We start from the raw sequence: 13665 nt of genomic DNA, 5'->3' as shown, positions 1-13665 counted from the left end.
CAAAAATAAAACATTTTGACGAAACATACAATAGATAATAATTTTTTTTTATTCAAAGCATATTTTTTTTTATAAATTACTACCCAATCAATCAATTAAAATTTTATTACACTAAATTTGAGAATTATTATTTTTTCTCCTTTTTTTTTTCGCTGCAAAATTACGACTTTTTCCCCTATCACAAATAGCATATTTTGCCAAAATATATACATAATCAGACATTATTATTGCTCTTTTTTTAATTATTAATTTGCAAAATCTGCCATTACACCCTCTGCAATCCCTTATCCTATAACGGTTTTACACTGTCACCTGAATTCGTCAAAAGTTTGCAAACTCAGTTACACACCACACAGAGGTTGTCCGAAAAGTTTTAAAAGCACGATTACGACACACTTTGACAAACTTTAAGAGTTTGTCAAAGTTTATAAACTGATAATCAATCCTTTTTATTCATAAAACTTTTCTGTTACCCTTTTAATTCAAAATTCAAAATTCAGAATTCAAAATTAAATATATTGATAATCAATCCTTTTTATTCATAAAACTTTTCAGTTACTCTTTTAATTCAAAATTCAGAATTCAAAATTCAAAATTAAATATACAGATAATCAATCCTTTTTATTCATAAAACTTTTCAGTTACCCTTTTAATTCAAAATTCAAAATTCAAAATTAAATATATTGATAATCAGTATTTTTCAGTTTAATCATTATTTTGTACCTTTGCCCCCCGAAAAAGATAAAACTATAAAAATTATATGGAACAAATAAGTGTTTTCGATATGCTAAAAATAGGCGTAGGTCCTTCAAGTTCACATACTCTTGGTCCTTGGCGGGCTGCCGAAGCTTTCCTTAAAGAATTAAGAACTCATAACTACTTGCTCAAAACCAATCACTTGCGTGTAGACCTCTACGGCTCTCTTTCTCTCACAGGTAAAGGACATGCTACCGACCTTGCTACAATGCTCGGACTCAGTGGTGCCGACCCCGAATATGTACCTATTGAAAGTTTAGATGTTATCATTACAGCTATTACCAATAACCAAGAACTTTATTTAGGCAATGAACATATGATTAAATTTAATCCCAAAGAAGATATCGTCTTTAATCGTAACTTCTTGCCTTTCCACGCCAATGGTCTCTCTTTTACAGCGCAAGGCGATGACTTTAGTTATACCTCTACGTTCTATTCCGTAGGAGGTGGTTTTATTGTAAAAGAAGAACAAGAAAGAATTACTACCGATAATGTAAAAGATGTGCTTTTCCCCTTCCCTACCGATAATGCCAAAGAATTATTAGAACATTGCAACAACCAAGATAAAAAAATATCACAAATTGTCTATGAAAATGAAAAAGTATTGCGTAGTGAGGAAGAAATACACCACCAACTGATGCGCATTTGGAATACAATGCTGGAATGTACTTACATAGGCTGCCATACCGAAGGGGTACTACCAGGGGGGCTACACGTGCGCCGAAGGGCTTATAATATTCACAAAAATTTGATAGGGGTAGTAACCTATGACAGCCCTAAAAACTGGCTTAATGCCATCAAAAAAACAGATATAAAATTTAGAGAAATACTTAAATGGGTAAGTTGTTTTTCATTGGCAATCAATGAAGTAAATGCTTCTCTTGGGCGTGTAGTAACCGCTCCTACCAATGGTAGCGCAGGGGTAATACCTGCCGTACTGCTTTATTACCTCACCATAGAAAATCAAGAGGCTGGCGATGCCGAAATTATACAGTTTTTATTAGTAGCTGGCGAGATTGGCAGCTTGTTTAAAAAAGGAGCTACCATCTCAGCTGCTATGGGAGGGTGCCAAGCCGAAATTGGAGTTTCTTCAGCTATGGCAGCAGGGGCTCTTTGTGAGCTTTTAGGAGGTACAGCCGAGCAAGCGCTTATCGCTGCCGAAATAGCTATGGAACATCATCTTGGGCTCACCTGCGATCCTATCGGAGGTCTCGTACAAATCCCTTGTATAGAACGCAATGCAATGGGTGCTATCAAAGCTATCAACGCAGCCGAACTCGCCCTTGAAACCGACCCTAAAAATGTTAAAGTGCCCTTAGATAAGGTCATCGACACTATGTGGCAAACCGCAAAAGATATGAATTCCAAGTACAAAGAAACTTCTGAAGGTGGATTAGCCGTAGCTGTAAACATCGCTGATTGTTAGTCATTTTCTGATTGTTGAAAAATATTTTGTTTTAAACATTTCTATTGTATTATTTTTTTTACTACCTTTGCACAAATTCCAACGACCTATTGAGCCTATACTTATAGCAGACTTTGCTCTTAGGTTTCCCTTAGGTTCCCCTTACATACACACTAAAAAACTTAATACAAAAACAAATAAAAAAGGACGAATTACTGAACTATGAGTGATAACTTTTCAGAGAGAGTTAAAAGAATCTTTAATTATAGCAAAGAGGAAGCTATTCGGTTAGGACAATCTACTGTCGGTACCGAACACTTTGTATTGGCTATCATACAAGAAGGGCAAGGAAGTGCTATCGAGCTATTGCAGGATTTAAGAATAGATATGGAAAGGTTACGCCAACAAATTCATACTCTTACTTCTTCTCGAGGACTTAATCCACCAAACTTTAATGCTATACACTTTACAGTACAGGCAGAACGCGCTATGCAATCTACATATTTAGAGGCTAAGCGTGCTCACTCTCCTTATGTTAATTCGGCACACCTTTTGCTTAGTATATTACGTAATGACAACGATCCTACTACCAAAATATTCCACAAATTAGGAATTACATATGCAATGGCACGTGATAAGTATCATACAGAAGCTGAAAGTCAGCTCGCCGATACTGCTACTACCACCACAAATAGCGTAGCCCCCCCTGATGAGTACGACCGCAATTACCGATTGCCACACGAAGGGCGTATACCCCGCGTGCCACAATCTCCCAACCAAATGGGAGGCCAGCCTCGCAAACTAACAGTATTAGATAATTTTGGTAGAGATTTAACCACCCTTGCCGAACAAGGTTTGCTAGACCCTGTAGTAGGACGCGAAAAAGAAATAGAACGTGTATCGCAAATATTAGGTAGGCGAAAGAAAAACAACCCCTTACTCATAGGAGAACCTGGTGTGGGTAAAAGTGCCATTGCCGAAGGTCTTGCTTTGCGTATCGTACAACGCAAAGTAGCACGTGTGCTATACAACAAACGCGTAGTAACTCTTGATTTGGCTTCTTTAGTGGCTGGTACTAAATACCGAGGTCAGTTTGAAGAACGCCTTAAAGCTATAATGAATGAGCTTGAAAAGAATAGAGATATTATTCTTTTTATTGATGAAATTCATACACTTGTGGGTGCAGGTGGTGGTACAGGAAGCTTAGATGCTTCCAATATGTTTAAACCTGCTTTAGCACGAGGCGAAATACAATGTATCGGGGCAACTACCCTTGATGAATACAGACAATCTATTGAAAAAGACGGTGCTTTAGAACGCCGCTTTCAGAAGATAATCGTAGAACCTACCAATGTAGATGAAACAATACAGATATTGCGAAATATCAAGGCTAAATACGAAGAATATCACAACGTGATTTACAGCGATGAGGCTATAGAAGCTTGTGTAAAACTCACAAATAGGTATCTTACAGATAGATACTTACCCGATAAAGCTATTGATGCCCTTGATGAAGCAGGATCTCGTATTCATATTACCGAGTTTAAAGTTCCAAACTATATCCTTGAAGTTGAAGAAAAATTAGAAAAAGCTACTCGTGCTAAGAACGTTGCTGTTTCACGGCATCATTTTGAGGAAGCTGCAAATCTAAAAAATGAGGAAAAGAAAATAGAAATGTCATTAATGGAGCTTACGCGCCAATGGACTGAAGATGCTAAATTGCACCGCGATGTAGTTACTGAAGACCATATAGCCGATGTAGTTTCTATGATGAGTGGTATCCCTGTAAACCGTATTGCTCAAACTGAAATGAGCAAATTAGCAAACCTCTCCGAACAGATGAAATCTAAAATCATCGGGCAAGATGAGGCAGTAGAAAAGGTTGTAAAAGCAATTAAGCGTAATCGTACAGGGCTTAAAGATCCTAACAAACCTATAGGCTCATTTATTTTCTTAGGACAAACGGGAGTAGGGAAAACCCAATTAGCAAAAGTACTTTCTCGTGAATTGTTCGACTCCGAAAATGCTATGGTACGTATTGATATGAGTGAGTATATGGAGAAATTCTCTACAACTCGCCTCATAGGAGCACCTCCTGGTTATGTGGGCTATGAAGAAGGAGGACAACTTACCGAAAAAGTACGTCGTAAGCCTTATTCAGTAGTATTACTCGATGAAATTGAAAAAGCTCATCCCGATATTTTTAATATGCTCTTGCAAGTCTTAGACGATGGTTTCCTAACAGATAGCTTAGGCAGAAAAATTGATTTTAGAAATACTATCATCATAATGACTTCCAATATAGGAGCTCGCCAAGTGAAAGAGTTCGGACAAGGAGTAGGCTTTGGTACTTCGGCACGCTTAGCTCAAACTGAAAAGAATGAAAAATCTATAGTAGAAAACGCTTTAAAAAAGGTATTTGCTCCAGAGTTTCTAAACCGTATAGATGATATCATTACTTTCAAAGCTCTTAGCAAGGAAGATATCTTTAAGATTATAGATATAGAGTTATCAAAACTCTACACGCGAGTAAATGATTTAGGCTATACGATACAACTTACTGAAAAAGCCAAGACTTTCATAGCCGATAAAGGTTATGATAAACAATATGGAGCACGTCCACTAAAACGTGCTATACAGAAGTATATAGAAGATATATTGGCAGAAGAAATTGTATCAAACCTATTGCACGAGGGAGATAATATAGAAATCGATGTAGATGATAAGGGAGAAAACTTAATGGTGAAGGCAAGAGAAAGTGTATTTATTTAAAATGATAAAAATATGTATATTTCAAAACTTTTAGGTTCTTTGTTATTGGTGTTTTGTTTGTTATCTTTTTCAAACTGCGCCAGTCAGTCAAAAACCAAGAAGACTACAACAACTACAGCTATAAAAGGCAAAAGTAATAATAAGAAAAAAGTAGCTACTACAGCACAAAAAAAGAAAAAGAATACTGCTAAAGCAATAGTAGCTAAAACACCTAAAAAAAGGGCAACTACTTCTTCTAAAAGGAAAGTAGCTACCTCTTCTAAGCGCAAAAGAAACACTAAAAAAAGAGTGCAATACGCTGATAATAGAGCTCCTGCTGCCTCAGAAATAGAAAGTGATGAAGATTTAGTAGAAGAAGAGGTACTTGCAGAAAATGCTGTAGATATGGACGTTCAGAAGCTTTTATTGGATACTGCCTTTTCTTATTTGGGAACACCTTATAAACACGCAGGGGTTACTCGAAAAGGAATGGATTGTTCAGGCTTTGTAAGCACTACTTTTAAGGCTATTGATGTGCCGTTATCGCGTTCCTCTCAAGAGATGGCTACACAAGGTAAAAGAATAAAACTTAAAAATGTACGTGTCGGCGATTTACTCTTTTTTAAAACTTTAAGACATAACCGAATTTCACACGTAGGTATGGTAGTTGATGTGCAAGATGGAGAAGTTAAGTTTGTCCACGCTTCCTCCAAAAGAGGAGTGGTTATCTCATCTCTTAGTGAAAACTACTACAAAAAGGCATTTAGAATGGCAAAGAGAGTAATGTGAGATATGTAAATCTAAACATATTAATTATATTATTAGGTATCATAGGAGGTATCAGTATCACAAGTATACTGTTACCTCCTTTTTATGTTACCTTCATTATTGCACTCTCCTTGTTTTTATCCTTTGCTATACACCTATACTTATACCTCAAAAAATACATTTTTAGATACGGATTTGTATGGCACACCCTTGCTTGTTCAGTAGCGGTAGGGGCTTTGGTAACCGTGGTGCATACTCCTACAGCCTATCCCTCTCATTACACGCACCTCCTCACCCCCGATGACTATTATGTATTACAGGGTAATATTGTAGAGCAAGTCTCCCAAAAAGACTATGGTACTACTTATTGTGTTAAACTATCAGTAGCTAATAAGCAAAGTGTAACAGGTGATATTTTGTGCTTTTTTCCTTCTAAACTTACCGATAGCCTCCTATCTCATAATACTCCGTTGACATTCGTTGCAAAATGTAATCCTATACCGCCACCCAAAAATCCTTACCAATTTAATTATAAGCAGTATATGGAGCGTAAGGGAGTATATTGGAAAGCCAATGTTATAAAGTACCAAGCACAACCTATAAATTCTCATCAAATGAGTGATTATATAGAACGTGCTCGCAATTATTTGAGTTCCACCATCAATCATACTTTCAATAAAGATACAGCCCCCCTACTAAACACACTTTTATTAAGCAAGCGGAGTGAATTAAGCGAAGAACTTTATCAAAGCTATATAGATGCAGGTGCTGTGCATATATTAGCTATTTCGGGCTTGCACGTAGGGATTATTACTATGATACTCTTATTTTTGTTACAAAAGCTCCCCTACGCTACACTTCCTTATCAGTGGTTGCGATATATATTGTTACTAGCTGGCTTGTGGGCTTTTGCACTTATAGCAGGTGCTTCGGCTTCGGTTCTGAGAGCTACTGTAATGTTTAGTTTTATAGGGCTATCATTCTTGTTCCGCAATAGACAAGGACGATTTGACGCCCTTCTCGTCTCAATGTTCTTCTTGTTGCTCTATAACCCTTATTATTTATATGATGTAGGTTTTCAGCTCAGTTATGCAGCTGTTTTTTCCATACTTACCTTTTATCCGCCTATATTGCGATGGTGGTATCCTAATAATAAGTATCTAAACAAAGTGTGGTCGTTATTTATCATAGGATTTACAGCACAAATAGTAGTATTACCTATTAGTTTGTATTATTTTCATCAGTTTTCTATACTATTTTTTGTGTCAAATTTAGTAGTAGTGCCTTTATTGTCGCCACTTCTTGTAGTTAGTATCTTATCATTGGTAATTATGGCTATAGGTTTGCAGCTGCCTTACCCATTTATATTTATAACCGAAAAGTTAGTATGGCTAATGAACGCTCTTGTGCAAATCATCGCACAGCAAGAGCCTTTTATCGTTAGGAATATCTATTTCAATATACCTTTGCTTATTTCCTGCCTATTAATAGTAGCAAGTGTGGTGTATTTTCGTCATTACCGAAGTTATAAGGCTATAATGGCTATTTCGCTTAGTATTCTTCTTTGGCAAGGAGTTCGTTTTTACAATAAATACCATATAGAAACTGCCGAAGAGATGCTCATTTTCAGTAAATATAACGATAAAGTTATTACCATTAGGCAAGGCAGCAATCTTACTGTGTACCAAAATGATACCCTACAGTTAGATCCTATAGTGATGAACTATTTAAAAAACAGCGGTGCTGATAATATCCACTTACAGAAAATGCCTTATACCTTGCGTTTTAAAAATAAAAACTACTTGCTGATGGATACTTTAGGCGTATATCCCAAATCTAAGCAAGTAGTTATTGATAGTGTTATTTTCACTCAAAAGATACCTAAAATCAATTTAGATAGAATGAAAGAAGATTTATCGCTTCGTTACTAATGATAAGGCTATGTATAACAATATAACAATAGGGATAGCACTTATTTTTAGTAGTATTAAAAGTACAGCACTCACTGCTAAAAACAAATACTTTATTCCGTTATTCTTCAGTGAATAATCTTTAAATTTCAGTGCAAAAAGAGCAATTTCAGCATTTAGCAGATAAGCACTCAGCAAGGTAATACCTATCAGTACCCATACATTCTGCAACATAGATATCATCCACTCAGTAGGTTCATATTGTAAGATGAGGGGTAATGAGAGGATTAGTAGCGTATTAGCAGGTGTAGGCAACCCTATAAAACCTGTAGTTTGGCGAGTATCTATATTGAAGTTTGCCAATCTATAGGCTGAGGCTAAAGTAATTACAAAGCCTATATAAGGCACAAAGCCCGCTATTGCCGTTTCATTTTCCACTACCCAAGTACTTCCCTTCAGTAGCTGATACATTGCAATACCAGGTACCACCCCTGCGGTTACCATATCTGCTAAGGAATCTAGTTGTAATCCCAAATCCGACTTCACATTTAATAGTCTGGCAAAGAAACCATCAAAGAAATCAAAAAAGATACCTAAGCCTACAAATAAGGCTGCCCAGTCCAATCGGTTTTCTACTGCCAATACTACAGCAATAGTACCACAGAAAAGATTAGCAAGGGTAATACTATTGGGAATGTATTTTTTCATCAGTCACAGTTTTTAGGGTCTAAATAATCGGGCTTATAAACAGTTTCTTTTGCAGCATTACAATTAGGAAAAGTAACAATACCATAATTGTCGCGTCTTATTTCATTTATAGAAGGGATACCGTCACTATCGTGGTCGGCACGTGTAGTACCTATGAGCTGCACTGTATAAATAAGCGGTGAATAAGCAGGTATTTTAGCCTGATTGGCATTAAAATAACCCAACCCAGAGGGAATAAAGAATACTCCTATACCACAATCAGAAGGAGGTACTAAAAATCCTCCACTTCCATTCTCTAAGCTATTTCCTGATGAGGCTTTCAATAACGAAACTCCTTCAGCAAAACCTTTTATAGTTCCATTCTTTTTGTTATCAGTAATATCACCTATAAGGTCAATCCAATTGCGTTGAGATAGTGATACAGTTTCGTCAAACACGCTTAAGTTTAGCAATTGTCCTTTGTAATTCACATACACCAAATCAGCTATAGTCGTAGTTGTCCCTGTGCCTTGTTGTAGTATCATATAATACAACTTATGGCGTATTTTGTTATTATTATCGTCATACACATCCAATTCCAACGTTTTTAAGTCGCTATTACCCCATATAGCATTAGTAGTATTGGTAGTGGTTGCAAAGGTAACCTTTGCGTCAAAAGAAGCTGTAGATGAGTAAGTAAGTGAGTGTGTTTTTAAAAAGTTTTCTATAGCTGCATTGTTTTCATTTCTCACTTCAGTTACATCGCGTGGAGGCGTTGCTGTAGGGCTGTTGTTATCGTTTTTCTTGCACGAAACTATTAGTAATGTACTTATAAGGCTGATACCGAATAAAAATTTGTTGAGCATATTATATAATTGTCTTTTTTTATTGTGCGCCAAAGTTACAAAATTATTTGTACTTTTGTGCCCACAGATTGTTAAATAATTTAATTTGTTATGCGAATAGATAAGTATTTATGGTGTGTGCGTTATTACAAAACGCGCAATATAGCCACTGAGGCTTGCAAAAAAGGTCATATCAAAATCAATGGTGAGCAGGTGAAGCCCTCTCGTGAGGTTTATAAAAATGATAAGATTATCGTCCGTAAAAACCATATCAATTACCAGCTGGAAGTCCTCGATATTCCTCTTAGCCGTGTAGGAGCTAAATTGGTCGACCTTTATAGGCAAGATAATACCCCTAAAGAAGCCTTTGAGCAAGCCGAATTACAGCAGTTAGCTCAAGATTATTACCGCGAAAAAGGCGAAGGTCGCCCTACCAAAAAAGACCGCCGTGCTATTGATAATCTTCTAAACGACTTCCAAGAAGACCTCGATGATGACGATGATTTGCTATAAGCGTAGAAAAAACGCTTATAGCAATCTCGGATATTTTGCAGGATTTGCCTCGTGCATAATGCTGTATATCTTCTCTATAATACTATCAGCATTAGGTTTAGAAAAATAATCCCCATCGGTAGCATAAGCAGGACGGTGGTTGCCCGCAGCCAAAGTTTGTGGAGCACTATCCAAATACTGATAAGCTCCCTGTTCTTCTACTATTTTTTGCAATATATAAGCAGAAGCCGCTCCTGGCATATCTTCATCTACTACCAATAATCGGTTTGTTTTTTGCACACTCTTCACTATATCGTGGCGAAGGTCAAATGGTGCTAATGATTGAACATCTATAATCTCTATATCAATCCCCATAGCGTAAAGCTCATCGGCTACTTCACTTACAATACGCAAGGTAGAACCGTATGACACTACAGTTATATCTTTCCCTTCTCGTACGGTTTCTACTACCCCTATTGGTGTTTTAAACTCCGTAAGGTTCAGCGGTAAGCCTTCTTTTAGTCGGTAGCCGTTTAGGCACTCTATTACCACTGCAGGTTGGTTGCACTCCAATAATGTATTGTAAAAACCAGCTGCTTTCACCATATTGCGAGGCACCAAGATACAGATACCTCTCAGGGCGTGTAGTAATACACCCATAGGCGATCCGGCGTGCCATATCCCTTCCAAGCGATGTCCGCGAGTGCGCACAATCAGTGGTGATGATTGTCGCCCAAAGGTGCGATAGTGCATTGTTGCCAAATCATCACTAAGGGTTTGCAATCCATAAAGTATATAGTCCAAATATTGTATTTCAGCTATAGGGCGCAGTCCACGCATTGCCATACCTATCCCCTGCCCTATGATAGTACTTTCGCGTATTCCCGTATCGCCCACTTTTATAGCTCCGTGTTTCTTTTGTAAGCCTTCCAATCCTTGGTTTACATCGCCTATATTTCCTGTATCTTCACCAAATATTAGTAAGTTAGGATATTTTGTAAGCAAAGCATCAAAGTTTTCACGTAGTACGATACGCCCATCTACCAGCTCTGCGGTAGGGTCATATTCAGGCAACACTTCATCCACTTTAGTAGCACTATAGTTGCTTTCAGTGTAAAGGTATTTGCTGTATTTAGGTTCGTTATTCTCCAAATATTGTGTTATCCATTGGCGTAGTGGGGCAGTAACCGCTTCATTTTCTTTCACTATTAAGCGCAGTGCCTTTCTTGCAGCATTGCTCACTACTTTGCGCAAGAGTGTAGGAACATTGTTCAGCTCGTTTATAACATTTTTTACAGCAGCTTGAGTATGCTCATCAGCTATAGGCAAAGAATTCATTAGTTGTACAAGTGCCTTGCGCTCGTTTTCTATAGGAGTGATATAAGCATCCCACGCTTTTTTTCTTCCTGCACGCACTTGTTTTTTAGCGTCTTCTTCTATAGTGTCCAGCTCTTCTTCTGTAGCATAACCTTCAGAAAGTATCCACTCCCGCATCTTAGCAATACAATCAAAATCTTTTTCCCATTGCAATCGCTCTGCACTTTTGTAACGCTCGTGCGACCCCGAAGTCGAGTGCCCTTGTGGCTGAGTAAGCTCTTTTACGTGCACAAGCACGGGGGTGTGTTGCTCGCGCGCTATTTTAGCAGCCTTTTGGTAAATATCGTATAGCGCAGGGTAGTCCCAGCCGTTAGCTACAAATATCTCTATTCCTTTGTGGTCTTTGTCCCTCTGGAAGCCTTTTAGCACTTCCGATATACTTTCTTTGGTAGTGTGGTATTCTTTAGGAACTGAAATACCATACTCATCGTCCCATACCGACATTACAAGCGGTACTTGCATCACTCCTGCCGCATTTATCATTTCAAAAAAATGCCCTTCGCTGGTACTTGCATTGCCTATGGTGCCCCAAGCTACTTCGTTACCTTTGTTAGAAAATCCCTCGCTTTGTGCTATAGGCAATTCTCTATATACTTTTGAAGCCTGTGCCAAACCTAACAAACGAGGTATTTGTCCTGCCGTACAAGAAATATCACTAGCACTGTTTTTTTGTTTTAGAAGGTCTTTCCAGTTGCCATTCTCATCAAGGCTATGGGTCGTAAAGTGCCCGCCCATTTGTCGCCCTGCGCTGGTAGGGTCAGCTTCTATATCAGCGTGAGCATAGAGTCCCGCAAAAAAGTGAGTCACGGTATGTACCCCTATAGCCATCATAAAAGTTTGGTCGCGGTAATAGCCACTACGGAAGTCTCCATCTTTAAAAGCGCGAGCCATAGCCACCTGCGGCACCTCCTTACCATCACCAAAAATACCGAACTTAGCCTTGCCTGTAAGTACCTCACGCCTACCCATCAAGCTACATTCTCTACTTACTACCGCAATACTATAGTCCTGCAAAATATCTTCTTTATTCATTATAATATGATCTAATGTTTTTAAGTTGATGTTATTTTAATATTTATAAAACTTGTGCAAATATACAACTTTTTTTAAGATTGACTAACATAATACAAAATTTATTTTTATCTTTGCACCTCACTTCTCCCACCGAACCTCGAGCGAAGGTTGAGCGAAGGTTGAGCGAAGGAAAGTCGGCGAGCTGGTGCAGCCGAGTATGTGACGAAGGATAAAAGCCCGTGCAGCTTGGCACAGCTAACCAAAACTCCAATCACTAAAGACTAACAACTAAATAATAATCATACTATGAAAATCATTTGTGTAGGAAAAAATTACCTCGACCATATCAAAGAATTTGATGGTGAAATACCAAAAACAATGGTACTCTTTATGAAACCCGATACAGCAGTTCACAACCCCGAACTACCCTTCTATATCCCCGATTTTACACAAAACCTTCATTATGAGCTGGAAATAGTGCTCAAAATCAACCAAAACGGAAAGTGTATTGCCGAAAAATTCGCTCATAAATACTACGATGAAATTACCGTAGGTATTGATTTTACAGCACGCGACCTGCAAAAGCAATTAGCCAGTAGCGGACTCTCGTGGGAAAGAGCCAAGGCTTTTGACGGCTCTGCCGTAATAGGAAAATTTATAGATAAAAATTCATTGGGCAACCTCGATGCACTCAGCTTTAGTATGAACAAAAATAACCAACTTGCCCAAATAGGAAATACAAACCAAATGCTTTGGAATTTCAACCAAATTATAGCAGAAGCTTCTCAGTACTTTACACTTCGCAAAGGCGACCTTATCTTTACGGGTACACCCAAAGGTGTAGGCAAAGTAACCGAAGGCGATGTTTTTGAAGGCTTCCTGAACAACGAATCTTGCTTTAAAATCAACGTAAAATAACCTTATTATGAAAAAATTAACCTTTTTACTTTTTCTTACCATCTTTGTAGCTTGCTCGTCAGCCCAAAAATCGGCTAAAACGGCTATCAAAGTGCCCGATGCGCTTAAATCTTATTACAAAGAAATCGATTTTACCAAAACAGGCAAGGCTCTCTATGACGATTTAGCAGTGCTTACCATTAGCAAGCATACCCACTTCCTCACCTATAAACAGCGTCATAAGTACCTATACAAGTGCGATGCAAGTCTTACCCATCCCGAAAACGTAGTGCTGGTATATACGGGCGAAGAACGCTTCTGGAAAGAATATGAAGGCAACAAAAACTATGAACCCACTACTTTTAATACAGAACATATCTATCCGCGCTCTAAAATTGTAACCGAAGCAGTTACCGACCTCCATCATTTGAGGGTATGCGATAAAAAAGTAAATACAAGGCGTAGCAACCACCCTTTTACTGAAGGAAAAGGAGCTGCTAAGTTACACCACAAAGCTTGGTACCCTGGTGATGAGTGGAAAGGCGATGTAGCCCGTATGATTTTCTACCTCAATTTGCGATATAACGAAGAAATAAACGAAGATATTAGCACTGGCGGACTTGATTTGCTCCTGAAATGGAACGAAGAAGACCCCGTATCCGACTTTGAACACCAGCGCAACAACGTGATAGAAGGGGCTCAAGGCAATCGCAATCCTTTTATAGATTTCCCTCAGTTAGCACGCACTGTATTTCAACATTAG

10 protein-coding genes are annotated in these 13665 nt (G+C 38.1%); 7 read left to right on the top strand and 3 right to left on the bottom strand.

Going from position 1 to position 13665, the window contains the following annotated elements; translation table 11 throughout:
- Positions 1-760 precede the first annotated feature (760 nt).
- The 4 genes from J4N46_RS07620 (at position 761) to J4N46_RS07605 (ending at position 7611) form a co-directional block, all read left to right on the top strand.
- Positions 761-2182, top strand: a complete 1422-nt coding sequence (locus tag J4N46_RS07620; protein ID WP_208058813.1) for an L-serine ammonia-lyase — start codon at positions 761-763, stop codon at positions 2180-2182.
- A gap of 201 nt (positions 2183-2383) precedes the next feature.
- Positions 2384-4933, top strand: a complete 2550-nt coding sequence (locus tag J4N46_RS07615; protein ID WP_009414569.1) for an ATP-dependent Clp protease ATP-binding subunit — start codon at positions 2384-2386, stop codon at positions 4931-4933.
- Between the two features lie 12 nt (positions 4934-4945).
- Entirely contained in the window at positions 4946-5701 is a 756-nt protein-coding gene (locus J4N46_RS07610; protein ID WP_208058812.1) for a C40 family peptidase, read from the top strand.
- Entirely contained in the window at positions 5698-7611 is a 1914-nt protein-coding gene (locus J4N46_RS07605) for a ComEC/Rec2 family competence protein (RefSeq protein WP_208058811.1), read from the top strand. The genes J4N46_RS07610 and J4N46_RS07605 overlap by 4 nt, the downstream gene beginning before the upstream one ends.
- On the opposite strand, the gene J4N46_RS07600 is transcribed toward J4N46_RS07605, so the two are convergent.
- Both J4N46_RS07600 and J4N46_RS07595 read right to left on the bottom strand, forming a co-directional pair.
- On the bottom strand, positions 7594-8298 hold the full coding sequence (locus tag J4N46_RS07600; protein ID WP_009414566.1) for a CDP-alcohol phosphatidyltransferase family protein: 705 nt from the start codon (positions 8296-8298) through the stop codon (positions 7594-7596). The two genes, J4N46_RS07605 and J4N46_RS07600, sit on opposite strands and share 18 nt — an antisense overlap.
- Positions 8298-9143, bottom strand: a complete 846-nt coding sequence (locus J4N46_RS07595; RefSeq protein ID WP_208058810.1) for an FKBP-type peptidyl-prolyl cis-trans isomerase — start codon at positions 9141-9143, stop codon at positions 8298-8300. Before J4N46_RS07595 ends, J4N46_RS07600 begins: the two co-directional genes overlap by 1 nt.
- Positions 9144-9233: 90 nt before the next feature.
- On the opposite strand from J4N46_RS07595, the gene J4N46_RS07590 reads away from it, so the two are divergent.
- The gene (locus J4N46_RS07590; RefSeq protein ID WP_009414564.1) at positions 9234-9635 is read left to right on the top strand and encodes an RNA-binding S4 domain-containing protein; all 402 of its coding nucleotides are present in this window, start codon (positions 9234-9236) and stop codon (positions 9633-9635) included.
- Positions 9636-9650: 15 nt separating this feature from the next.
- On the opposite strand, the gene J4N46_RS07585 is transcribed toward J4N46_RS07590, so the two are convergent.
- Positions 9651-12023 carry an alpha-ketoacid dehydrogenase subunit alpha/beta gene (locus tag J4N46_RS07585; protein WP_208058809.1) on the bottom strand — a complete coding sequence of 791 codons (2373 nt, stop codon included), beginning with the start codon at positions 12021-12023 and terminating at the stop codon, positions 9651-9653.
- A 288-nt stretch (positions 12024-12311) separates the two neighbouring features.
- Between J4N46_RS07585 and J4N46_RS07580 the strand changes: the two genes are divergently transcribed.
- Both J4N46_RS07580 and J4N46_RS07575 read left to right on the top strand, forming a co-directional pair.
- Complete coding sequence (locus J4N46_RS07580) at positions 12312-12923, top strand: fumarylacetoacetate hydrolase family protein (RefSeq protein ID WP_009414561.1); 612 nt, start codon at positions 12312-12314, stop codon at positions 12921-12923.
- A gap of 7 nt (positions 12924-12930) precedes the next feature.
- On the top strand, positions 12931-13665 hold the full coding sequence (locus J4N46_RS07575) for an endonuclease I family protein (protein ID WP_208058808.1): 735 nt from the start codon (positions 12931-12933) through the stop codon (positions 13663-13665).

The organism is Capnocytophaga bilenii, assembly GCF_017565765.1.
Classification (GTDB): domain Bacteria; phylum Bacteroidota; class Bacteroidia; order Flavobacteriales; family Flavobacteriaceae; genus Capnocytophaga; species Capnocytophaga bilenii.
The sequence above is the reverse complement of the archived record's forward strand: the minus strand, read 5'-3'. Positions and strand labels throughout refer to the sequence as shown.